The sequence below is a fragment of the Paenibacillus sp. V4I9 genome (assembly GCF_030817295.1).
Taxonomy (GTDB): Bacteria; Bacillota; Bacilli; order Paenibacillales; family NBRC-103111; genus Paenibacillus_E.
In genome coordinates this window covers 7,669,095-7,691,824 of the sequence record NZ_JAUSZE010000001.1, presented here as the reverse complement: position 1 = coordinate 7,691,824, position 22,730 = coordinate 7,669,095, and the positions used below count along the sequence as shown (strand labels likewise).

At 47.9% G+C, this 22,730-nt stretch carries 18 protein-coding genes, 10 tRNA genes and 3 rRNA genes; 1 reads left to right on the top strand and 30 read right to left on the bottom strand.

The features are described from left to right. Positions 1 to 67: 67 nt before the first annotated feature. Complete coding sequence (locus tag QFZ81_RS35450; protein ID WP_307436229.1) at positions 68 to 370, top strand: MTH1187 family thiamine-binding protein; 303 nt, start codon at positions 68 to 70, stop codon at positions 368 to 370. 114 nt (positions 371 to 484) lie between these two features. On the opposite strand, the gene QFZ81_RS35445 is transcribed toward QFZ81_RS35450, so the two are convergent. From QFZ81_RS35445 to nadA, 30 genes are all read right to left on the bottom strand, one after another. Further along, positions 485 to 557, bottom strand: a tRNA-Lys gene (locus tag QFZ81_RS35445). 9 nt (positions 558 to 566) lie between these two features. Beyond that, positions 567 to 648, bottom strand: a tRNA-Tyr gene (locus tag QFZ81_RS35440). 46 nt (positions 649 to 694) lie between these two features. Beyond that, positions 695 to 767: transfer RNA gene (locus QFZ81_RS35435), tRNA-Phe, on the bottom strand. A gap of 45 nt (positions 768 to 812) precedes the next feature. Continuing rightward, positions 813 to 889, bottom strand: a tRNA-Asp gene (locus QFZ81_RS35430). Positions 890 to 958: 69 nt separating this feature from the next. Beyond that, positions 959 to 1,034, bottom strand: a tRNA-Thr gene (locus tag QFZ81_RS35425). Positions 1,035 to 1,047: 13 nt separating this feature from the next. Beyond that, positions 1,048 to 1,123: transfer RNA gene (locus QFZ81_RS35420), tRNA-Val, on the bottom strand. A 17-nt stretch (positions 1,124 to 1,140) separates the two neighbouring features. Then, positions 1,141 to 1,217, bottom strand: a tRNA-Met gene (locus tag QFZ81_RS35415). A gap of 27 nt (positions 1,218 to 1,244) precedes the next feature. Then, a tRNA-Ser gene (locus QFZ81_RS35410) sits at positions 1,245 to 1,336 on the bottom strand. Between the two features lie 152 nt (positions 1,337 to 1,488). Continuing rightward, a 23S ribosomal RNA gene (locus QFZ81_RS35405) occupies positions 1,489 to 4,404 on the bottom strand. Between the two features lie 217 nt (positions 4,405 to 4,621). Beyond that, positions 4,622 to 4,697, bottom strand: a tRNA-Ala gene (locus QFZ81_RS35400). A 19-nt stretch (positions 4,698 to 4,716) separates the two neighbouring features. Beyond that, a tRNA-Ile gene (locus tag QFZ81_RS35395) sits at positions 4,717 to 4,793 on the bottom strand. 91 nt (positions 4,794 to 4,884) lie between these two features. Continuing rightward, a 5S ribosomal RNA gene (gene rrf, locus QFZ81_RS35390) occupies positions 4,885 to 5,001 on the bottom strand. A gap of 127 nt (positions 5,002 to 5,128) precedes the next feature. Then, positions 5,129 to 6,672, bottom strand: a 16S ribosomal RNA gene (locus QFZ81_RS35385). The 16S, 23S and 5S rRNA genes sit together here with 10 tRNA genes alongside, the layout of an rRNA operon. Before the next feature lie 330 nt (positions 6,673 to 7,002). Beyond that, complete coding sequence (gene lysS, locus QFZ81_RS35380) at positions 7,003 to 8,499, bottom strand: lysine--tRNA ligase (RefSeq protein ID WP_307436231.1); 1,497 nt, start codon at positions 8,497 to 8,499, stop codon at positions 7,003 to 7,005. Positions 8,500 to 8,586: 87 nt separating this feature from the next. Then, positions 8,587 to 9,063 carry a transcription elongation factor GreA gene (gene greA, locus QFZ81_RS35375; RefSeq protein WP_056833844.1) on the bottom strand — a complete coding sequence of 159 codons (477 nt, stop codon included), beginning with the start codon at positions 9,061 to 9,063 and terminating at the stop codon, positions 8,587 to 8,589. A 221-nt stretch (positions 9,064 to 9,284) separates the two neighbouring features. After that, positions 9,285 to 10,289 (bottom strand): tRNA dihydrouridine synthase DusB, encoded by a 1,005-nt coding sequence (gene dusB / locus QFZ81_RS35370; protein WP_307436235.1) that lies wholly within the window; start codon positions 10,287 to 10,289, stop codon positions 9,285 to 9,287. Between the two features lie 17 nt (positions 10,290 to 10,306). Next, positions 10,307 to 10,519, bottom strand: a complete 213-nt coding sequence (locus QFZ81_RS35365) for a helix-turn-helix domain-containing protein (protein ID WP_047682939.1) — start codon at positions 10,517 to 10,519, stop codon at positions 10,307 to 10,309. After that, the gene (folK, locus tag QFZ81_RS35360; protein WP_307436240.1) at positions 10,501 to 11,016 is read right to left on the bottom strand and encodes a 2-amino-4-hydroxy-6-hydroxymethyldihydropteridine diphosphokinase; all 516 of its coding nucleotides are present in this window, start codon (positions 11,014 to 11,016) and stop codon (positions 10,501 to 10,503) included. The genes QFZ81_RS35365 and folK overlap by 19 nt, the downstream gene beginning before the upstream one ends. After that, positions 11,013 to 11,381, bottom strand: a complete 369-nt coding sequence (gene folB / locus QFZ81_RS35355) for a dihydroneopterin aldolase (RefSeq protein ID WP_171649103.1) — start codon at positions 11,379 to 11,381, stop codon at positions 11,013 to 11,015. The genes folK and folB overlap by 4 nt, the downstream gene beginning before the upstream one ends. 18 nt (positions 11,382 to 11,399) lie before the next feature. Next, entirely contained in the window at positions 11,400 to 12,224 is an 825-nt protein-coding gene (gene folP, locus QFZ81_RS35350) for a dihydropteroate synthase (RefSeq protein ID WP_307436243.1), read from the bottom strand. 29 nt (positions 12,225 to 12,253) lie between these two features. Continuing rightward, a complete protein-coding gene (pabC, locus tag QFZ81_RS35345) occupies positions 12,254 to 13,111 on the bottom strand; it encodes an aminodeoxychorismate lyase (protein ID WP_307436246.1) in 858 nt (285 codons plus the stop codon). 3 nt (positions 13,112 to 13,114) lie between these two features. Continuing rightward, positions 13,115 to 13,696 (bottom strand): aminodeoxychorismate/anthranilate synthase component II, encoded by a 582-nt coding sequence (pabA, locus tag QFZ81_RS35340; RefSeq protein WP_307436249.1) that lies wholly within the window; start codon positions 13,694 to 13,696, stop codon positions 13,115 to 13,117. A gap of 33 nt (positions 13,697 to 13,729) precedes the next feature. Next, a complete protein-coding gene (locus QFZ81_RS35335) occupies positions 13,730 to 15,292 on the bottom strand; it encodes an anthranilate synthase component I family protein (protein ID WP_307606481.1) in 1,563 nt (520 codons plus the stop codon). Positions 15,293 to 15,408: 116 nt separating this feature from the next. Beyond that, positions 15,409 to 16,350, bottom strand: coding sequence for a cysteine synthase A (gene cysK / locus QFZ81_RS35330; protein WP_307436256.1), 942 nt, complete (start codon positions 16,348 to 16,350; stop codon positions 15,409 to 15,411). Between the two features lie 112 nt (positions 16,351 to 16,462). Then, on the bottom strand, positions 16,463 to 17,413 hold the full coding sequence (locus QFZ81_RS35325) for a peptidyl-prolyl cis-trans isomerase (protein ID WP_307436259.1): 951 nt from the start codon (positions 17,411 to 17,413) through the stop codon (positions 16,463 to 16,465). A gap of 36 nt (positions 17,414 to 17,449) precedes the next feature. Continuing rightward, positions 17,450 to 18,316, bottom strand: a complete 867-nt coding sequence (gene hslO, locus QFZ81_RS35320; protein WP_307606479.1) for an Hsp33 family molecular chaperone HslO — start codon at positions 18,314 to 18,316, stop codon at positions 17,450 to 17,452. 23 nt (positions 18,317 to 18,339) lie between these two features. After that, positions 18,340 to 19,104: a type III pantothenate kinase gene (locus QFZ81_RS35315; protein ID WP_029197793.1), complete on the bottom strand. Its 765-nt coding sequence runs from the start codon at positions 19,102 to 19,104 to the stop codon at positions 18,340 to 18,342. Beyond that, on the bottom strand, positions 19,101 to 19,970 hold the full coding sequence (gene nadC, locus QFZ81_RS35310) for a carboxylating nicotinate-nucleotide diphosphorylase (protein WP_047682967.1): 870 nt from the start codon (positions 19,968 to 19,970) through the stop codon (positions 19,101 to 19,103). The genes QFZ81_RS35315 and nadC overlap by 4 nt, the downstream gene beginning before the upstream one ends. Position 19,971: 1 nt before the next feature. After that, positions 19,972 to 21,582 (bottom strand): L-aspartate oxidase, encoded by a 1,611-nt coding sequence (nadB, locus tag QFZ81_RS35305; RefSeq protein ID WP_307449228.1) that lies wholly within the window; start codon positions 21,580 to 21,582, stop codon positions 19,972 to 19,974. Positions 21,583 to 21,701: 119 nt separating this feature from the next. Next, a complete protein-coding gene (gene nadA / locus QFZ81_RS35300; protein ID WP_047682971.1) occupies positions 21,702 to 22,640 on the bottom strand; it encodes a quinolinate synthase NadA in 939 nt (312 codons plus the stop codon). Positions 22,641 to 22,730 lie beyond the last annotated feature (90 nt).

Sequence of the window (22,730 nt, the reverse complement as noted above, 5' to 3'; positions counted from 1 at the left end):
GCATTGCCTGTAGTCACTCATCTACAATAGAAGAGAGCTTTACAAAATGAAAGGAGAAGTGACCTCCATGGCTATCGCAGAATTCACCATTATCCCTATAGGAACAGCCACCACCAGCCTCAGCGGTTATGTCGCAGATCTGCACAAAGAACTAGAAAAACATGCCGATATCGCTTTTGAAATGACGCCTATGGGTACCATCCTAGAGGGTCCTTTAGATCGTCTGCTAGAAGTCATTCGTGCCGTTCACGAAGTCCCTTTTACGAATGGTGCTGAGCGAGTCTCCACATCCATCAAAATCGACGATCGCCGTGATAAACCGGCTTCTATGAAGCAAAAAATGAAGTCAGTTGCAGACAAGTTGATATAGAAAAAAGCATCCTGCTTATGGATGCTTTTTCTTTATGCATGGGTGGGACTCTACCTTTTGGGGATTATATAAAAAAATAAAGACCTCACGGTCTCCTACGTTTACTAATAAAAGTGAGTCATGTAGGATTCGAACCTACGACACCCTGATTAAAAGTCAGGTGCTCTACCAACTGAGCTAATGACTCAAGGTAAAATGGAGGCTGATGGATTCGAACCACCGAACTCGAAGAGAGCAGATTTACAGTCTGCCGTGTTTAGCCACTTCACTAAGCCTCCAGATGAGAGATAACCATGCTGCATTGTTGCAGCACAACCATCTCAATGGCTCGGGACGGAATCGAACCGCCGACACGAGGATTTTCAGTCCTCTGCTCTACCGACTGAGCTACCGAGCCTTATGTAATTGTCTTTAGCTTGTCCTAATTCACTAAAAAAATAAATGGCGGAGCTGACGGGATTCGAACCCGCGGTCTCCTGCGTGACAGGCAGGCATGTTAGGCCACTACACCACAGCTCCATGCTAAAAATTATCGGGGCCCCCGGAAAGTAATAGGAAACTCCATCATTGAACCATCTTCAAGTAACATGGTGCCGTCGAGAGGACTTGAACCCCCAACCTACTGATTACAAGTCAGTTGCTCTACCAGTTGAGCTACAACGGCATAAAGATAAAAATGGTGGAGGCTGACGGGATCGAACCGCCGACCCTCTGCTTGTAAGGCAGATGCTCTCCCAGCTGAGCTAAGCCTCCGACTGGTGTTGGTTTTATGGTAGCGGCAGAGGGGCTCGAACCCCCGACCTTACGGGTATGAACCGTACGCTCTAGCCAGCTGAGCTACGCCGCCACATAAAAGGTATATATATTTGGAAACTGGCGGAGAGAGAGGGATTCGAACCCTCGCACCACTTACGCAGTCTAACCCCTTAGCAGAGGGTCCCCTTATAGCCACTTGGGTATCTCTCCAAGATATATATACATCAGGAAATATTATTCCCTGAAAACTAGATACGAAACATTTGTAAAGTAATCCTTAGGTTTCAAGCAGAGAGACTTTAATCTACGATTAAAGATCCCTAAGCGGAGAGACTTTTGACTTCGTCAAAAGATCCCTATATTAGGTTAAGCCCTCGACCGATTAGTATTCGTCAGCTGCATACATTGCTGCACTTCCACCTCGAACCTATCAACCTCGTCGTCTACAAGGGGTCTTACATACTGGGAAATCTCATCTTGAGGGGGGCTTCGCGCTTAGATGCTTTCAGCGCTTATCCCCTCCGTACATAGCTACCCAGCGATGCCTCTGGCGAGACAACTGGTACACCAGCGGTACGTCCATCCCGGTCCTCTCGTACTAAGGACAGCTCCTCTCAAATTTCCTACGCCCGCGACAGATAGGGACCGAACTGTCTCACGACGTTCTGAACCCAGCTCGCGTACCGCTTTAATGGGCGAACAGCCCAACCCTTGGGACCTACTTCAGCCCCAGGATGCGATGAGCCGACATCGAGGTGCCAAACCTCCCCGTCGATGTGGACTCTTGGGGGAGATAAGCCTGTTATCCCCAGGGTAGCTTTTATCCGTTGAGCGATGGCCCTTCCATTCGGTACCACCGGATCACTAAGTCCGACTTTCGTCCCTGCTCGACTTGTAGGTCTCGCAGTCAAGCTCCCTTATGCCTTTGCACTCTGCGAATGATTTCCAACCATTCTGAGGGAACCTTTAAACGCCTCCGTTACATTTTAGGAGGCGACCGCCCCAGTCAAACTGCCCACCTGACACTGTCCCCATACCGGATCACGGTACCAGGTTAGAACTCCGATACGATCAGGGTGGTATCCCAACGATGCCTCCACCCAAGCTGGCGCTCAGGCTTCAAAGGCTCCCACCTATCCTGTACAGATCGTACCAAAGTCCAATATCAAGCTGCAGTAAAGCTCCATGGGGTCTTTCCGTCTTGTCGCGGGTAACCTGCATCTTCACAGGTATTAAAATTTCACCGGATCTCTCGTTGAGACAGCGCCCAAGTCGTTACGCCATTCGTGCGGGTCAGAATTTACCTGACAAGGAATTTCGCTACCTTAGGACCGTTATAGTTACGGCCGCCGTTTACTGGGGCTTCAATTCATAGCTTCGGGTTGCCCCTAACCACTCCTCTTAACCTTCCAGCACCGGGCAGGCGTCAGCCCGTATACTTCGCCTTGCGGCTTCGCACAGACCTGTGTTTTTGCTAAACAGTCGCTTGGGCCTTTTCACTGCGGCCCCCTCGGGCTATTCACCCTACCGAGGCACCCCTTCTCCCGAAGTTACGGGGTCATTTTGCCGAGTTCCTTAACGAGAGTTCTTCCGCGCGCCTTAGAATTCTCTTCTCACCCACCTGTGTCGGTTTGCGGTACGGGCACCTTCGCCTGGCTAGAAGCTTTTCTTGGCAGTGTGAACTCATGACCTTCGGTACTTAAATTTCCCTCCCCATCACAGCCCAGCCTTATCGATGTGCGGATTTGCCTACACATCAGCCTCACTGCTTGGACGAGCATCCATCAGCTCGCGTCACTATCCTTCTGCGTCACTCCATTGCTCATAACGGCTACGGTGGTACAGGAATTTCCACCTGTTGTCCATCGACTACGCCTTTCGGCCTCGCCTTAGGTCCCGACTTACCCTGAGCGGACGAGCCTTCCTCAGGAACCCTTAGGTTTTCGGCGGATCAGATTCTCACTGATCTTTTCGTTACTTATACCGGCATTCTCACTTGTATGCGCTCCACCTGTCCTTACGGTCAGAATTCTACGTACATACAACGCTCCCCTACCCATGCACTAAAGTGCAAGCCATAGCTTCGGTGGCGTGTTTAGCCCCGTTACATTTTCGGCGCAGAGTCACTCGACCAGTGAGCTATTACGCACTCTTTCAATGGTGGCTGCTTCTAAGCCAACATCCTGGTTGTCTGTGCAACTCCACATCCTTTCCCACTTAACACACACTTGGGGACCTTAGCTGATGGTCTGGGCTGTTTCCCTTTTGACAATGGATCTTAGCACTCACTGTCTGACTCCCGGATTTAAGTTTGTGGCATTCAGAGTTTGACTGGACTTGGTAACCCTTGGCGGGCCCCGCACCCAATCAGTGCTTTACCTCCACAACTCAACATCCGAGGCTAGCCCTAAAGCTATTTCGGGGAGAACCAGCTATCTCCGAGTTCGATTGGAATTTCTCCGCTACCCCCACCTCATCCCCGCATTTTTCAACATGCGTGGGTTCGGGCCTCCAGTGAGTGTTACCTCACCTTCACCCTGGACAGGGGTAGATCACACGGTTTCGGGTCTACGTCCACGTACTAAAGCGCCCTATTCAGACTCGCTTTCGCTGCGGCTCCGCCTTTTCAGCTTAACCTCGCACGGGAACGTAACTCGCCGGTTCATTCTACAAAAGGCACGCCATCACCCATATAGAGGGCTCTGACTTTTTGTAAGCACACGGTTTCAGGTTCTTTTTCACTCCGCTTCCGCGGTGCTTTTCACCTTTCCCTCACGGTACTGCTTCACTATCGGTCACTAGGGAGTATTTAGCCTTGGCAGATGGTCCTGCCGGATTCCGACGGGGTTTCACGTGACCCGCCGTACTCAGGATACCTCTAGGGGTTTCGTTCGATTTTGGCTACGGGGCTTTTACCCTCTATGCCGGACCTTTCCAGATCGCTTCGCCTACCGAACTAACCCCACAACGAGGTCCTACAACCCCAAGGAGCAAGCTCCTTGGTTTGGGCTATTCCGCTTTCGCTCGCCGCTACTGACGGAATCACTTTTGTTTTCTTTTCCTCCAGGTACTTAGATGTTTCAGTTCCCTGGGTATGCCTCCAATGCAGCTATGTATTCACTGCATGGTAACTGCGCATTACCACAGCTGGGTTCCCCCATTCGGACATCCCCGGATCAAAGCCTGCTTACGGCTCCCCGAGGCATTTCGTCGTTCGCCACGTCCTTCTTCGGCTCCTAGTGCCTAGGCATCCTCCGTGTGCTCTTTCTAGCTTAACCTAGAAAAAACTTTAAAGATTTTTGCATGATCCAAAAGAATCACACAACCTAAGTTCTTACTTTACGTTTTGTTTCGTTATCTAGTTTTCAAGGAACAAATTACATCTGTGATTCGCTTTTCTTCACCCTATTTCAGCGGCGAAAGTTATCTTATCACATCTTATTACTTCATTTCAAGTCGAAATTTCTTGGAAATTTCTGTCTTAAAATGTGGTATTGGTGGAGCCAAGCGGGATCGAACCGCTGACCTCCTGCTTGCAAGGCAGGCGCTCTCCCAGCTGAGCTATGGCCCCATAATGGGATAAACTTATATGGTGGGCCCTAGTGGACTCGAACCACCGACCTCACCCTTATCAGGGGTGCGCTCTAACCAGCTGAGCTAAGGGCCCATAAATGATACATTTTCGGGAAACTTTCCAAAATAAAAACCCACCTACGAGCTTTCGAAGAAAGCTTTCTTCGAAAGCTTGACGTGGGCTCGCTTGGCAACGTTCTACTCTCCCAGAACCCTGCGGTTCAAGTACCATCGACGCTGGAGGGCTTAACGGTCGTGTTCGAGATGGGAACGCGTGGGTCCCCTCCGCCATCATCACCAAACGAGTGCAACATGGTGTTAACCATCCTGCAGAAAGAGGCTTGCTCTTTCAAAACTGAACACGAGTGAGTAAGCGGTTTGTGTACTTACGTACACTTGACTGGTCTTATCAAGACCGAGTCTCCATAGAAAGGAGGTGATCCAGCCGCACCTTCCGATACGGCTACCTTGTTACGACTTCACCCCAATCATCTACCCCACCTTCGGCGGCTGGCTCCCTTGCGGGTTACCCCACCGACTTCGGGTGTTGTAAACTCTCGTGGTGTGACGGGCGGTGTGTACAAGACCCGGGAACGTATTCACCGCGGCATGCTGATCCGCGATTACTAGCAATTCCGACTTCATGCAGGCGAGTTGCAGCCTGCAATCCGAACTGAGATCGGCTTATAAGGATTGGCTCCACCTCGCGGCTTCGCTTCCCGTTGTACCGACCATTGTAGTACGTGTGTAGCCCAGGTCATAAGGGGCATGATGATTTGACGTCATCCCCACCTTCCTCCGGTTTGTCACCGGCAGTCATCTTAGAGTGCCCACCCGAAGTGCTGGCAACTAAGATCAAGGGTTGCGCTCGTTGCGGGACTTAACCCAACATCTCACGACACGAGCTGACGACAACCATGCACCACCTGTCTCCTCTGTCCCGAAGGCCTACGATATCTCTACCGTATTCAGAGGGATGTCAAGACCTGGTAAGGTTCTTCGCGTTGCTTCGAATTAAACCACATACTCCACTGCTTGTGCGGGTCCCCGTCAATTCCTTTGAGTTTCACTCTTGCGAGCGTACTCCCCAGGCGGCATACTTACTGTGTTAACTTCGGCACCAAGGGCATCGAAACCCCTGACACCTAGTATGCATCGTTTACGGCGTGGACTACCAGGGTATCTAATCCTGTTTGCTCCCCACGCTTTCGCGCCTCAGCGTCAGTTATAGGCCAGAAAGTCGCCTTCGCCACTGGTGTTCCTCCACATCTCTACGCATTTCACCGCTACACGTGGAATTCCACTTTCCTCTCCTACACTCAAGTCAACCAGTTTTGGATGCGAACCGGGGTTGAGCCCCGGGCTTAAACACCCAACTTAATTGACCGCCTGCGCGCGCTTTACGCCCAATAATTCCGGACAACGCTTGCCCCCTACGTATTACCGCGGCTGCTGGCACGTAGTTAGCCGGGGCTTTCTTCTCCTATACCGTCACACAAAAGGCAGTTACTCCTCTTGCTGTTCGTCTAGGGCAACAGAGCTTTACGATCCGAAAACCTTCATCACTCACGCGGCGTTGCTCCGTCAGACTTGCGTCCATTGCGGAAGATTCCCTACTGCTGCCTCCCGTAGGAGTCTGGGCCGTGTCTCAGTCCCAGTGTGGCCGTTCACCCTCTCAGGTCGGCTACGCATCGTCGCCTTGGTAGGCCGTTACCCTACCAACTAGCTAATGCGCCGCAGGCCCATCTATAAGCCACAGATTGCTCCGTGTTTCATAATTCTCTCATGCGAGAAAACCAGTTATCCGGTCTTAGCTATCGTTTCCGATAGTTATCCCAGTCTTATAGGCAGGTTACCTACGTGTTACTCACCCGTCCGCCGCTAACTTATCCCGAAGGATAAGTCCGCTCGACTTGCATGTATTAGGCACGCCGCCAGCGTTCGTCCTGAGCCAGGATCAAACTCTCCATAATAGTAAAACTATTTGAAAGCTTAATTGCTCATTTGCGTTGCTAGCGAGATTTTGCAATCTCTTTTTTGAACGATTTCTCATTCGTGCTTACTCACTCGTTGTTCAGTTTTCAAAGATCAATTTCTCTTGTTCAACCCGCTCTCTTTCGAAAGCCGGAAGACCAATATACCATACCGAGAATTACTTTGCAACTTATTTTTGTAAGTTGTTTTTGTTAAGCTTTTTGTTGTCTCAGCGGCAACTTTTATAAGATACCACAGACGCCATGGACATTGCAAGTACTATTTTAAAAAGTTTCGAGACACCTCTCGGTGCCTCGAAACTTAAGCAATTATTCTCCTTGACGTTCACGCATAAGCGGAAACAACAGTACATCACGAATGGACGGTGCATTCGTCAATAGCATAACCAGACGGTCAATTCCTATTCCTAGACCACCCGTTGGAGGCATTCCGTACTCAAGCGCACGAATGAAGTCTTCATCCATCTCATGTGCCTCGTCATTGCCTTGCTCTTTCTCACGAAGCTGAGCTTCAAAACGCTCTCTTTGATCAATAGGATCGTTAAGCTCCGTAAATGCATTAGCATGCTCACGCGCTACAATAAAGAGTTCGAAGCGATCCGTGAAGCGCGGATCCTCGGGGTTCTTTTTGGCAAGCGGTGAAATTTCTAATGGGTGTCCGTAAATAAAGGTTGGTTGTATCAAGGTCTCTTCTACAAATGTTTCGAAGAATTGATTCACAATATGACCGAATGTCATATGAGGCTCAACCTGCACATGATGCTCTTTGGCCAAGCGATGAGCTTCCTCGTTCGACATGTGAACGCTAAAGTCCACGCCCTTAACTTCTTTAATGGCATCCACCATGGATACACGTCTCCAGCCAACAGCTAAATTGACTTCATGATCGCCATATGGAACTGTTGTACCACCAAGAACCTCTTGCGCAATATGCGCAATAAGTTCCTCCGTAAGTTTCATGATGTCTTTGTAGTCAGCATAAGCCTCATAAAGCTCAATCATCGTAAACTCCGGATTATGACGCGTAGAGATACCCTCGTTACGATATACACGCCCAATTTCGTACACTTTTTCTAATCCGCCAACAATCAGACGCTTCAAATGAAGCTCAATCGCAATACGCATATGGAGCTGCATGTCTAAAGCATTATGATGTGTGTTAAAAGGACGCGCAGACGCTCCACCAGCTACGGAGTGTAATGTTGGAGTCTCCACTTCTAAATAGCCCAGAGAATCCAAGTACCTACGCATGGACTGAATAATACGGGAACGAAGAATAAATGTTTGCTGTACATCTTGATTCATAATCAAGTCAACATAACGTTGGCGATAGCGAAGCTCTACATCACTAAGACCATGGAATTTATCCGGCAGCGGAAGCAAGGATTTGGTCAAAACTTCAAGCGATTTCACTTTAATAGAAGTTTCGCCGGTTTTTGTTTTGAAAACAACGCCCTGAACCCCAACCATATCGCCTAGATCCAGAAGATCAAAAGCCTGGTATTTGTTCGCGTCTAGTGCATCTTCACGCACATAGATTTGAATTTTGCCTGTAATGTCTTGAAGATGTGCGAAGCTGGCTTTACCCATGCCTCTTTTTTGCATAATACGTCCGGCGATACTGACCTCATGGTGCTCAGCATCCAACTCTTCTTTGGTTTTATCTTGGTAGGCTGTAAGGATTTCTTTGGTTGAATGCGTTCTTACGTATTTGCTGCCAAAAGGATCGACTCCTAGACCGCGAAGCTCGTCCAATTTATTACGGCGAATGACGAGCAATTCGTTCAATTCCAATTCCTGGCTCATGCTTTCATCTCCTACTTATTAGTAAAGGGTGCTAAAACCGGAAAAAAGCTTCCGAAAGGAAGCTTTCCAAAGAAATGCGGCTGCACGCTACTTTTTAATATCAATAATTTGATACTGAATGACGCCAGCAGGAACGACAACGTCAACGTTCGCGCCCCTTTGTTTACCTAAAATAGCTCTACCTACAGGGCTTTCATTGGAAATCTTATTCATCAACGGATCGGATTCCGCCGTACCTACGATGTTATATTCAACCAAATCACCGAATTCCAAGTCCTTCAGCGTTACGATTGAGCCAACACTCACGGTGTTGGTATCGACATCATCGTTATTAATAATACGCGCATTGCGCAGCAATTTTTCTAAAGTAATGATTCTGCCTTCAATAAAAGCTTGTTCGTTTTTCGCGTCTTCGTACTCTGAGTTCTCACTGATATCGCCATATCCGATGGCAACCTTGATTCTCTCAGCTACTTCCCGGCGCTTCACTGATTTCAGATGCTCAAGCTCATCTTCGAGCTTTCTTAAACCTTCTGGTGTAAGAATGACCTCTTTTTCAGCCATTTCCAACTGATCTCCCGTCATGTGAAAGATTTTCATATCGTTGAATCGATGCTTCCTGCTAGGAGTTGGGTCTTAAAAGAGCTGATTCAAGTAGTATGAATTCACGTTTCTTAAATAAGTTAGTTGCTCGTTTGTCTTTCAATATATGCAGGAACACATTAATATTGACTGATTATATTGCAACGGTTTCAAAATGTCAATCTCAACCATAGCTGCATTTTTTATTGTAGTACGGCTGATTCTTCAATCGTGGTTGCATATAGATGCTCGACATAATCATTCAAAGCTCGCACCATTTCATCACGCTTCAACATCTCCATAATCGTATCCTTCACACGTGCCGATCCTGTCATCCCCTTGAGGTACCATGCCATATGTTTGCGCATCTCTTTCACAGCAACATGTTCACCCTTGAGAGCAATAAGTCGGTCCATGTGTAATATCGCGATACGGATCTTCTCTTCGGGTGTCGGCTCAGGCGGTAATTCACCATTGGCAAGGTATTGTACAGTACGGTAAAGCATCCAAGGGTTGCCTAACGCGCCGCGCCCAATCATCACGCCATCTACACCCGTATGGTCTAACATGCGTTTAGCATCCTCCGGTGTCACGACATCCCCGTTCCCGATAACGGGAATCGATAGAGCTTGCTTAACATCACGAATGATGTCCCAATCCGCTTTACCTGTATACAGCTGCTCACGTGTACGCCCGTGGACACTAACAGCGCTTCCGCCGCCTCTTTCGACAGCTTTAGCATTTTCTATGGCATAAATGTGCTCGGAATCCCAACCGATACGCATCTTCACGGTTACTGGTTTGCTTACTGCCGCAACAACAGTCGCGATCATTTCTTCGATTTTCTCAGGTTGGAGCAGCCATCTTGCACCCGCATCACACTTTGTGATTTTCGGTACTGGACAACCCATATTTATATCAATAATGTCTGCATTCGTCTGTTGGTCAACGATTCTAGCCGCTTGTACAAGCGTTTCGGTATCGCCACCAAAGATTTGCAGACTTAGCGGTTTTTCTCGATCATCAACATAAAGCATTTCCATCGAGCGGGAATTCCCGTGAACAATGGCTTTATCACTAACCATTTCTGCACAGACTAATCCTGTACCAAATTCTTTGGCTATGAGTCGGAACGCAGGGTTACATACACCCGCCATTGGGGCAAGTACGACTTTATTGGGAGCTTCGACATTTCCTATTTTCAGCACCGAAGATTCCACTCCTCTCATCTCGCAACCGTTGCGACTAACTCATCCGGTTCAATATTCAGAACTTGCGAGATTTTATTTATTATTTTGGTATCCGGTTTACGAGTACCTCTTTCAATAGCACCTAAGATGGCAATCGACACACCGAGTAAATCAGCTAATTCGTTCTGAGTGTACCCTTTTAACTTACGAAAAGCGCGTATACGCTGAGCTACTGAGCTTTTTTCCATAGGATGACGCCTTCCTTTCCTTCCAGTTTCTCCAAATGCGCGGAGATGAATTCAAATGCAGCATCTTGTCGCTTGTAGAGAACCTCAGTGAGAGGAACTAATACAAAAGCCCGCTCATGCATCCGCGGATGCGGAATGATCAAGTCGGGGGTTGTAAGCTGATGGTCGCCGTAAAGGAGTAAATCCAAATCGATCGTTCTCGGGCCCCAGCGCAGATCGCGCGTTCGACCCAGTCTTTTCTCGATGGCAAGCATAGTGAACAACAACTCTTCTGCAGGTAAAACGGTAATGATTTGAATAACCATATTAAGAAAAGCAGACTGATCTACATAGCCAACCGGTTCGGTTTCGTAGATGCTGGACAATCCAGTCACCGTTATGCCCGATTCCTGATTCAGCGCTGTAATCGCATCCTGCAAATAGTGTTCACGATCATCTATATTGGATCCCAATGCGACATAGGCTATCGTGCCTTGTTCTCGTTCTTCGGCTGTCATTCATTTGCCCGCTTTCGGTTAATCTCTACAGTTACCCCGTCAAAAAATACGGCAAAGGGCGGATGCGGCTTAATGACGCGAACCGTCACTTCATTGATACTAGTATAAGTATGCAGCAGCTCGGATGCAATATTTTCTGCTAAAGCTTCAATTAATTTATAAGTGCGGCCTTCCACAACCTCTTTGACTTTGAAAAATACTTCCCCGTAATTAACCGTATCATCCAGATGATCCGACTTGCCGGGTTTGTCCAGCGGAAGCATAAGCTCTACATCTACATAAAAGCGTTGACCGAGCTTATTCTCTTCCGGAAAAACACCATGATTACCAAAAAACTGCATGCGGGAGAGTGTTATTTTATCCAATGTAAGAGCCTCCAAAGTTTAGGTTAACTGCGAACGAATGATGGCATCAGTCATAACCGCTAAACGTTTCATCGCTTGAATATCGTGTACTCTGATCATCCCACAGCCTTGGGCAATTCCAAGCACCACGGTCGATGCAGTTCCTTCCAAACGTTCCTCAGGAGGCAGATTGAGCGTTAGGCCAATGACGCTTTTACGAGATGTGCCTAAAAGGACCGGATATCCGAGACCGACGATCGCACGCAGATGATTCATGAGGAACAGATTCTGCTCGTAGGTCTTGGCAAATCCGATGCCCGGATCTAAAATAATACGCTCTTCCCGAACGCCAACTTCTCTGGCTTGATTCGCATAGAGCTGTAAGTCGGTAGAAATGTCACGGAGAAAATCAGAATAAGTCGGGTTCACACGATTATGCGTAATGATAAACGGACAATCGTAGCTTGCCGCAACTTCTGCCATTCGAACGTCGGCTTGGCCGCCCCAAACATCGTTGATGATATGCGCCCCGGCTTCTAATGCTTGCTTGGCGACATCCGCTTTGTACGTATCTATAGAAATAGGAATGTTTACTTCCTTACTTAGTGCCTCAATGACCGGAATTACCCGTTGCAGTTCTTCTTCTTGCGAAACCTTGGCAAAACCCGGTCGGGTTGATTCTCCCCCGATATCAATGATGTCAACGCCTTCGGCTACCATTTGGCGCGCTCTGCGCACCGCATCCTCTACCCTCACGTAATTCCCACCGTCCGAAAAGGAGTCCGGGGTTACGTTTAATATGCCCATAATGATCGTCCGATCACCAATGGGCAGCTCATGTCCTCTAAAGGATAACACTTTCATTGCCATTCACTTCCTGTTGTTTTCAAATATTAGTTATAAAGCTCGCTAAGTTGGCGGGTTATTGGACCTACAATACCCTTTCCAACAGCGTGAGATTGTCCACTGGGTGTGAACAAAGTCGTAATGGGTACGATCTCTTGTATGGAATTAACGAGAAACACCTCATCGGCTTCCATGAGATCTTCCCATCGGTATAGGCCACCCTGTGTTGGAATCTGCTGCTGCTGTGCCAGCTGTAACACATAAGCCCTTGTGATGCCAGGTAAAATGCCTGTATCAAGCGATGGCGTGTAGCAGGTTTCGTCCTTTATGAAAAAGATGTTGCTCACAATACCCTCAGCTACGTAACCTTCTTCGGTCAGCATCAGGCCTTCTGCGCCAGCTGCCCAGTCATACTTCTGTAATTCTCTTTTGGCCAAGATATTGTTCATATAGTGAAAGGACTTAAATCGGTATAGACCTTCCGGCGTATTACGAGGCAATTTTAGCAGCTGCAGCGCTTTGCCCTGTGCATAAATCTTCTCGTCCCTTGGTGGAAGCGGCTTGATGTAAATGATCTCTGTAGGGTTTTGATAGACGTCTGATGGCAGCCCAAGGATATCAATTCCGGCCGAAACGGAGTATCGGATATATGCATCCTCAAGGTTATTGGCTTTAAGCAGCTCATCAATCAGACGCTGAATATGTGCAAGGTCCGGCTTATAGCCAATCCCAAGCTCACGGCAGCCCTCTGTTAGACGCCGAAGATGCTCGGGCAGCAGGAACGGTTCTTTCTTATAGGTACGAAATGTCTCAAAAAGGCCAAGGCCGTAAAGAAAGCCGTGATCGTAAACCGAGACCACAGCTTCCTTATCATCCGTCAGAATCCCGTTGACACTAATAATCATAGATTAAACTCCTGTTTTGGCCGTGCGGCGAAGAAAATTCCGCAGAATCTGATGACCATGCTGAGTAATGATCGATTCTGGGTGGAACTGCACACCTTCAATTGGATATTCCTTATGGCGTAATGCCATAATTTCACCCTCATCTGTACGAGCACTGACTTCCAAGCAATCAGGAAGCGTCTCTGTTTTCACAATTAAGGAATGGTAGCGAGTTGCAATAAAAGGGGATGGAAGCCCTTCGAACAAGGTTTTACCATCATGGAAAATCTCCGAGGTTTTACCATGCATTAAGCGCTCTGCGCGAATGACGTCGCCGCCAAAAGCTTGACCAATCGATTGATGGCCTAGACAGACGCCGAAGATGGGGATTTTACCCTTGAAATGGTCGATCAGTGATAAGCTAATTCCGGCTTCATTCGGTGTGCAAGGACCCGGAGATATTAAAATATGATCCGGCGACAAAGCCTCAACGCCAGCTAAATCAATTTCGTCATTGCGTCGAACGACGACTTCTTCACCGATCTCTCCCAAATATTGGACGAGGTTGTACGTAAACGAATCATAATTATCAATCACTAAAATCATTCTAAGCTCCCCTTTCGTCAGCCCTGCTAGGGCTTAAGCTCGGCTCATGCTCCGCTCGCTATATTCTATCGCTTTCCACATCGCTTTGGCTTTATTCAAGGATTCAATATACTCACGCTCAGGAATAGAATCAATGACGATACCAGCCCCTGCTTGAATATGACCCATCCCTTGAACAGCTACCAGCGTTCGTATAATTATATTAAATTCCATATTCCCATTATAGTCAATCCAACCCATGGATCCTGTGTAAGGTCCGCGGCGAACTGGCTCTAATTCTTCAATAATTTCCATGGTGCGAATCTTCGGAGCGCCTGTGATCGTGCCTCCTGGGAAGGTCGCCGCAATGACATCATAGGCGTCCTTCCCCTCTGCGAGCTCGCCGACGACTTCCGAGACGATATGCATCACATGGGAGTAGTATTCGATGACCATAAAGTCTTTCACATGGACGGAGCCGTACTTCGAGATGCGGCCAAGGTCGTTGCGCTCGAGATCGACCAGCATGATGTGCTCGGCGCGCTCTTTGTCGTTGTCGATGAGCTCGCCGGCTAGGCGCAGGTCATCCTGCTCGTCCTTGCCGCGCGGGCGCGTGCCAGCGATAGGACGCGTCCGCAGGACGCCGTCCTCGAGCTGTACGAGCAGCTCTGGCGAGCCGGAGACGAGGGCGAAGCCTGCGAAGCGCAGCAAGCCCATGTAAGGCGAGGGATTGACGATGCGCAGCGCCTCGTAGATCTCCTCCGGCGTCGTGCGCAGCTGCCGGCTCTGTCTAACGGACAAGTTGACTTGGAACACGTCACCTTGGGAGATGTAGGCTTGGATGCGCTGCACCGCCGCGATGTAATCGGCTTTGCCGAAAGCAGGCTGGATGCCTGCGATGCTCTCGACGTCGATGTGCAGCTGCTCGCGCGCGATCGCCGGTTGGTCTGCACCGCTCAGGTGCGAGCCTGACCAGCTGCTGGAGCGGATCGCATGCCAGCGAGCGAGCATCGCCTCAGCCTCAGCGTGCGCCTGTGCGTAAAGCCGCCGAAGATAGATGTCATCGGCTGCACGACTCTTCTCAAGCGGCATATGCACCGCAATGTATAGGCTCTTATCGATATGATCCAAGGTCCATACTTGATCATACATAGCGAAGCTATAATCCGGAATCGGCAAGTCATTTGCCGCTTGCTCCGGGAGTTTCTCAATGGTGCGGATCACGTCATAGCTCCAATAACCTACACAGCCGCCAAGAAATTTAGGGGCTCCTTCGACTTTGGGGCTGTGGTAAGCTGACATCCATTGCTTCACGATATCGAGGGGATTTCCTTGTAGACGTGATACTTCCGTCTTGCCAGTAGGACTTTTTTTATTGATCATCGTCATTTCCGCATCCAAACCGTTTCCATAAACCGTAGAAAACGGCTGTAGACCGAAGCACGTGTAACGCCCCCCTTTGCCGCTTTCTAAGACAAAAGAATCAGGCGCGGCTTCTTTCCACGCTTCTTGCCAAGAAGCGATCCGGTCGTCGGCAAGTCCCAGTTTAATGACATAAGGCAGCATCGTGTACGTGGAGGACCAATTACGCCACTGTTCTACTGTTGTTAGGATCATACTTGCCCTCCTTCCTGTGACATCCGATGATTAGTTGTCCATTAGTATACTCCAACCTTACACAGAAAAAAAGCCCCCAGCTGCAGCAGCTGAAGGCTCGTTTGTAGTAAGTAATCTTATTGCTCTTCGAATTGATACAATGGCGTAGAAAGGTAACGCTCACCATTACTTGGAATCACAGCAACTACACGTTTGCCTGCGCCAAGTTCTTTAGCAACTTTAAGCGCTGCAAAAATCGCTGCACCTGAAGAGATACCACCAAGGATACCTTCTTCTTTGGCTACACGACGTGAAGTTTCGAAAGCATCTTCGTTTTCTACGGCAATAATTTCGTCGTAGATGCTTGTGTTCAGAATATCTGGAACAAAGCCTGCGCCGATACCTTGAATTTTATGAGGACCTGGCTTGCCGCCGGAAAGTACCGGGGATGCAGCAGGTTCAATGGCATAAATCTTAATGTTCGGGAAGTTTTCTTTCAGTACGCCACCTGCGCCTGTAATTGTTCCGCCCGTACCGATACCCGAGATGAAAGCGTCCAATTTGCCATCGTGAGCATTAATCGCTTCAACGATTTCCGGACCTGTTGTTTCACGGTGAACCTTTACGTTTGCTTGGTTTTTGAATTGTTGCGGGATGAAGTAGGAAGGATTCTCTGCTTGAAGCTCCTCAGCACGTTTGATCGCGCCTTTCATTCCTTCTGCTCCTGGCGTCAGAACCAGCTGAGCCCCATAGGCACGAAGCAGGTTACGTCTCTCCAAAGACATCGTTTCTGGCATAACCAGAATCGCCTTATATCCTTTAGCAGCTGCGACTAAAGCTATTCCGATTCCTGTGTTACCGCTAGTTGGTTCAACAATCGTATCGCCCGGCTTCAATATACCTTCTTGCTCAGCTACTTCGATCATGGAGATGGCAATACGGTCTTTTACACTGGCGCCTGGATTTTGGTACTCAAGTTTCACATAAATCTCTGCGCTTCCTTCTGGAACAACGCGGTTTAGACGAACAAGCGGTGTATCGCCAATCAAATCTGTAATGCTTTGTACTAATCTTGCCATACTATTTCCCCTCCAGGTTAAATAATCGATGATTTCCGAGTTAATTAGTCGGTATTAATACATTCATCTTATCAATGCACTTACTGGTTGTCAACCATATTTTCACAAAATGTCAACGCAATTGAGGGTCAAGAATGCTAACTTTCCATTTCCCTCGAAGCTGCTGAACATAATCCTTGAGAGGCGGCGCTTCCCGAAGCGCTAGCTCTCTCCGCACATTTTCTCGAACGAAAGCAAGATCTGGATTTACTTTCTCTCGCCGATTTTTCAGCTTCACAACCGCGAATCCCTGTGGCAGAGGGACTGGCTTACTCACTTCTCCAACCTTTAAGAGTTTCGCCGCCTCAAGAACGGGAGCAGCAACAAAGGGATCGTCTCCTTCAATCCAACCCAAATCACCGCCGGTGTTATTGGTTGCATCATCCAGGGAACGATCTCTGGCAAGGGTCGCAAAACTCTCTCCTTTTGCCAGCTCCGCAATGACTTTATTTGCTTGATCTTTGGTTGACACGATAATTTGAAGGATATTATATTCGGTATCTTGCTTGAATTCATCGGCATGCGTCTTCATATAGTCTTCTACCTGAGCATCCGTTATCTGAATATGTTTGGTTGCGAGCTTCTCGAGTAACAACTTATTGGTTACATCTTCCTTGATTTCTTGCTCTGACAACCCTAACTGATTTTGCATGGATGCATAAAATTGTTGTTCACTCTCGTAACCTTGCTGCATCCGTTTCAACTCACGGTTAATCTCCGCGCTTCCAATCGAAGTCCCTGTCTCGTTTCCTTCCAGACGTATCACTTCACGATCCAACATTTGACCCAGCAGTTCTGCCCCATAATGACGTTCAAGAGCTGTTTGAAGCTCCAGAATGGTCATATCACGATTTCCAACTTTGGCGACTACCCGATCATTCTTCTGCTCACCCTGCTTCTCAGGTTCTGGTGGTTGACTTGGTTCTGATTGGTTTATGGTATGGGTGACCAGCAAGGATGCGAGCACGAGATTACCTACAGCCATCACGATAATGACTCCCCACAATCGCTTCACGTTCTGCATCCTGACTCCCTCTTTACATCTATAATGCTGCTTGCTCTATAGTTCAATCATCCGCTTCAAATCATCTTCGTTAAAGCGATAAGCTTCATTGCAGAAATGACAAACGACTTCAGCAAACCCTTCATCTTCAAGAATTTCTTGCAGCTCTGTCTTCCCTAAGGAAATAAGCGTAGTTTCAACTCTTTCACGACTGCATTTACAGCGGAACATGACATCCATCTGATCAAGCTTCTGGAAAGATGGTAGTACCGTTTGGAGGATTTCTTCTAGATTCAAACCCCCACCGAGCATACTTGTGAAGGATGGAATGCGAGAGAGCATCTTTTCAATGTCCCCAATTTCATCATTTGTTAATCCTGGGAGCAGTTGAATAACGAATCCGCCTGAGGCAAGAATGGAGTGATCTGTATTGACCAATACCCCTAATGCAACAGCTGAAGGCGTTTGTTCAGACTTCGCAAAATAATACGTGAAATCTTCAGCCAATTCTCCTGAAACGAGAGGAACGCTGCCTTTATAAGGCTCTTTCATACCTAAATCTTTCGTTATGTACAGAAATCCATCAGTTCCCACTGCAGCAGCTACATCTAGCTTGCCATTCTCCTTAAGGGGAGGATCAACCAACGGATTATCAACATAACCGCGCACCTCACCCTTCGCATTAGCATCGACCACAATTTGACCGATGGGTCCATCGCCTTTAACTTGAACAATGAGATGCTCTTCACCTTTGAGCATGGCTGCAATAAGAAGACTTGCAGCTGCCGTTCTTCCTAATGCGGCCGTGGCCGTTGGTGTTGTTTGGTGTCTTCGGCTAAGTTCTTCTGTGAGGACAGTCGTTTCCACGGCAAAAGCGCGAACTTTTCCCTCTAGCGCCGTTCCTCGAATTAAATAATCGCCCATGTTAAATCCTTTCCTTAAACAGCTTATGCATTTTTCTCATAAATCATTTGTAGACCTTGCAGGGTCAGCAGTGGATTGACGATCTGAATGGTACGAGATTCACTGGATATCAGCTCCGCAAGGCCACCTGTAGCAATAACTGTTGGATTGACATTAAATTCTTGAATGACACGCTCGACAATCCCATCAACTTGGCCTACATAGCCGAAAATAATCCCTGCCTGCATCGCCGCTACGGTATTACGACCGACGACGCTCTTCGGTTTGACCAGCTCGATGCGCGGCAGCTTCGCCGCCTTTTGATATAAAGCTTCCGTTGAGATACCGATTCCCGGTGCAATCGCGCAGCCAACAAGCTGCTGGGAAGGATCGATGTAGTCGTATGTGGTGGCCGTCCCGAAATCAACAATGATACAAGGTGCCCCGTACAGTTCAAGAGCCGCGACAGCATTTACTATACGATCAGCGCCGACCTCTTTGGGATTGTCTACACGCACGTTCAGTCCTGTCTTAATGCCAGGACCAACGATGAATGGCGTCCTTTTCAAATAGTGTAAGCAAAGGTTTTCCATTACATTCATAAGCGGAGGAACAACGGAAGAGACAATGACACCTTCCACCTGCGCAAATGAGATGCCCGAGTGTTGAAAAAGGCTATGCAGCTGCATCCCATACTCATCGACTGTCGCTGAACGGTTCGTACTAACCCGCCAGTGATGAAGGAGCGTTCGCTCTTGATAGAGGCCGAGTACAATATTCGTATTCCCAACATCGATAACAAGAATCATAGCGCCGTCTCCTTCCGCTCATTCAGATCTAATGAGATATCCAGCGCTGCAACTGAATACGTCAAGCGCCCAACGGAGATCACATCGACGCCCGTTTCAGCCATCGCTTTAATGGTCTGAGGTGTCACAGAACCTGAGCCCTCTACTACAATATGCGGCGCTTTACTTTTAATTATGGAAACTGCTTCTTTCATCTTTGCAGGAATCATATTATCGAGCATGATGATATCCGCACCAGCCGCTAATGCTTCGTGTAATTGGTCAAAATTCTCGACCTCCACCTCAATCTTCATCGTGTGGGGGATCTGCTGTCGAGCCGCTTGTATAGCTTGTGTGATGCCGCCTGAGCCTTTAATATGATTATCTTTAATCATCACAGCATCGTAGAGTCCGAATCGGTGATTATGACCGCCACCCACTCGTACAGCATACTTTTCAAGCAGTCTGTGTCCCGGAGTCGTCTTCCGTGTATCGACAAGTCTAGTCGGCACGCCTTCTAAAGCATCGACAAACTCACGAGTCTTGGTCGCAATTCCTGATAATCGCTGCATCAAATTAAGACTTAATCGTTCACCTAGCAGAATACTGCGCGTATTGCCTTCCACTTCAGCTAGTATGGTCCCTTTATAAACAGACGATCCTTCAACTACTTTTGTTTCAAAACGAAGAGAAGCATCGACTACTGCAAAAACTTCTTGGGCGATTCGGAGTCCACAGACTATTCCGTCTTCTTTGACGTGGATAATCCCTTTGGACGCATGTTCCAAAGGGATCGTTGTCAGAGTCGTGACATCGCCGGTTCCAATATCCTCTTCCAGCCAAAGCCGAATATGTTTACGAATGAGTTCCATATTTAAATCGAGCATGTTAAATCCACTCCTCAATGCTATCTTCCCCGCGCTTAAAAACAATATGCTTCTTCCATGCTTGATCGTCCCGTTCAGGGAAATCTTCCCGGTAATGACCGCCACGACTTTCCTCCCGCGCTAGGGCCGCTGTTGTTGTTAGAAGTGCACAATTAAGTAAATTCGCAAACTCATAATCTTCACGTTTCGTCATCAAAGAACCGAAGATGGAGAGTTGTCTTGCCAATTCATCATACCCTTTTTGCAAGCCTTTGGCTGAACGTTTCAGTCCCGCGTAACGCAGCATAACCTTCTGCAGCTTAAGCTTTTTCTCGACAACAGCTTGATTCGGGATTTCCGTTCTTGGCGCTTCCGATTCAGCACGTATTTGAATATTACCTTGCAAAGGAGGAAGCTCTTGAATCCGTTCAATGATTCTTCTGCCGAACACAATAGCTTCAGATAAGGAGTTACTGGCTAATCGATTAGCGCCATGTACACCTGTAGAAGACACTTCCCCACAAGCAAAAAGTCGGCGGACGATCGTTTCTCCGTGAAGATCAGTCTTGACGCCGCCCATCATATAATGAGCTGCGGGAGCAACCGGAATCCAGTCGGTGCTCATATCTAGACCATAGTTAAGACAATATTCATATATCGTTGGGAATCGATGTTTAATTAACTCTTCGGATTCATGCGTTATGTCGATATAGACGAAGGTCGATTTGCAATTCTCCATCTCGTCGACAATGGCACGGGCCACGACATCCCTAGGCGCTAGCTCAAGCTGGGGATGATAAAGCTCCATGAAGCGCTCCCCCTTGATATTGCGGAGATAAGCCCCCTCGCCGCGCACCGCTTCCGAGATCAGGAAGCGCGGAGCACCAGGGTAGCAAAGCGCTGTAGGGTGGAATTGAATAAATTCCACGTCCTGAATTTGCGCACCTGCGCGATGAGCAATAGCAATCCCATCGCCTGTGGCGATGTCAGGGTTTGTGGTGTAGCGGAACAGCTGCCCGGCCCCACCGGAGCAAAGGATCGTGGCATTGCCGCGGACGAATACCCGCTGGCCGCCAGGCTTCTGTACGAGTGCACCATAGCACTCGCCATCTTGCGTGATCAGGTCGATCACGAAGTGATCGTCCCAGATCTCAATGTTCGGATCTTGCTTCGTGCGTTCCGATAGAGCTCGTACAATTTCAGCACCAGTGGCGTCGCCATGCGCATGCAAAATGCGACGCTGACTGTGTGCTCCCTCTTTAGTCAGAGCAAACTCCCCGTTCTCAAGATCGAACTGGGTACCCATCCGAATGAGATCCTGAACGCCGTTGGGACCTTCATGAACGAGAACGTCAACTGCCTCCGGCGAACATAGACCAGCACCTGCGATCAGTGTATCCTGCATATGATATTCCGGTGAATCCTCGTCGGATATAACAGCAGCAATTCCGCCTTGCGCATAGCGTGTGTTACTGTCGAGGAGCGATTTCTTCGTAATCATCAGCACTTTCTTATTTTCACTAGCGCGTAGAGCTGTGAATAAACCTGCAATGCCCGCGCCAATCACAATAACATCTGTATGTACATGAGGAATGGAATCTAAATCTACATCTACGAGGTATCTAGGAATCATGCGTTTCACCTGTTCTTCACCATTAATAGCTCGCAAAGCAACCGATATCCGATGGATTAATCGAATATTGGCATGCTTCGCGAGAGTACCCAACCTATTAAACAAGAGAGTAGCGCATGCTACTTTACTTGTAACATGCGCTCTAAGGACAATCTTGCTTTATCGGCTACATCTTCTGGCACGTAAATCTCTGGTTGCATCGTTTCAAGACATTTCACAATTTTCTTCAAATTGTTTACTTTCATATTCGGGCATACCAAGTATTTGGTTGCAAAATGGAACTGTTTATCTGGACTGTCCAGACGAAGCTGGTATCCAGTTCCATCTTCTGTTCCAACGATAAACTCTTTGCAATCGGACTCTTTGCAATATTTGATAATCGCTGTCGTACTACCAACGAAATCTCCCAGTTTGACTACTTCTGGACGACATTCCGGATGAACAACGAACTGAGCATTCGGATATTGGGCTCTCATTTCTTCCACATCTTTAACGGTCAGCATATCATGTGTATTGCAATAGCCTTCCCAGATGATCACTTTTTTGCTTGTGAATTTTGATACATAGTCACCCAAATTTTTATCCGGCACCCAGATGATCTCATCTGAATCGACGGAATTGATGACGTTGATGGCATTTGCCGATGTACAGCAAATATCTGTTTCTGATTTCACATCCGCAGATGTGTTAATGTAAGCAACCACTTTGGCATTAGGATGCTGGCGTTTCAGAGCACGTAAACCTTCTACATTCACCATATCCGCCATCGGGCAGCCTGCACGTTCGTCAGGAATAATGACTGTTTTGTTAGGAGCAAGAATCTTAGCACTTTCCCCCATGAAATGTACGCCACAGAATACAATTACATCTGCATCGGTTTGCGCTGCCTTCTGAGCAAGCAGAAAGGAATCCCCCCGGAAATCGGCAACCTCTTGAACTTCGTCACGTTGATAATAATGAGCAAGAATAATAGCATTCCGTTCTTTCTTAAGCTGCAGCAACCGTTCTTTGAGTTCGCGGTTCTGCTCCGCTTTGCGTTCTAATGCTAGAGCTTCCATGGTGCTTCCTCCCCTGTCTGGGATGTATAATGTACTTCTTGTCTATCTAAAAATAGGATTAACAGTAGTATGTTCTAATCGTAATAAAAT

Bases quoted from the DNA above. Each gene is read 5' to 3' on its own strand.
- lysS (WP_307436231.1), bottom strand. From the start codon at position 8,499: ATGAGCCAGGAATTGGAATTGAACGAATTGCTCGTCATTCGCCGTAAT.
- cysK (WP_307436256.1), bottom strand. From the start codon at position 16,350: ATGGCAAGATTAGTACAAAGCATTACAGATTTGATTGGCGATACACCG.
- nadC (WP_047682967.1), bottom strand. From the start codon at position 19,970: ATGCTCGATTTAAATATGGAACTCATTCGTAAACATATTCGGCTTTGG.
- nadB (WP_307449228.1), bottom strand. From the start codon at position 21,582: ATGATTCCTAGATACCTCGTAGATGTAGATTTAGATTCCATTCCTCAT.
- QFZ81_RS35315 (WP_029197793.1), bottom strand. From the start codon at position 19,104: ATGATTCTTGTTATCGATGTTGGGAATACGAATATTGTACTCGGCCTC.
- folK (WP_307436240.1), bottom strand. From the start codon at position 11,016: ATGACAGCCGAAGAACGAGAACAAGGCACGATAGCCTATGTCGCATTG.
- pabA (WP_307436249.1), bottom strand. From the start codon at position 13,696: ATGATTTTAGTGATTGATAATTATGATTCGTTTACGTACAACCTCGTC.
- QFZ81_RS35450 (WP_307436229.1), top strand. From the start codon at position 68: ATGGCTATCGCAGAATTCACCATTATCCCTATAGGAACAGCCACCACC.
- QFZ81_RS35325 (WP_307436259.1), bottom strand. From the start codon at position 17,413: ATGCAGAACGTGAAGCGATTGTGGGGAGTCATTATCGTGATGGCTGTA.
- QFZ81_RS35365 (WP_047682939.1), bottom strand. From the start codon at position 10,519: ATGGAAAAAAGCTCAGTAGCTCAGCGTATACGCGCTTTTCGTAAGTTA.
- greA (WP_056833844.1), bottom strand. From the start codon at position 9,063: ATGGCTGAAAAAGAGGTCATTCTTACACCAGAAGGTTTAAGAAAGCTC.
- nadA (WP_047682971.1), bottom strand. From the start codon at position 22,640: ATGGAAGCTCTAGCATTAGAACGCAAAGCGGAGCAGAACCGCGAACTC.
- hslO (WP_307606479.1), bottom strand. From the start codon at position 18,316: ATGGGCGATTATTTAATTCGAGGAACGGCGCTAGAGGGAAAAGTTCGC.
- QFZ81_RS35335 (WP_307606481.1), bottom strand. From the start codon at position 15,292: ATGATCCTAACAACAGTAGAACAGTGGCGTAATTGGTCCTCCACGTAC.
- folP (WP_307436243.1), bottom strand. From the start codon at position 12,224: ATGAAAGTGTTATCCTTTAGAGGACATGAGCTGCCCATTGGTGATCGG.
- pabC (WP_307436246.1), bottom strand. From the start codon at position 13,111: ATGATTATTAGTGTCAACGGGATTCTGACGGATGATAAGGAAGCTGTG.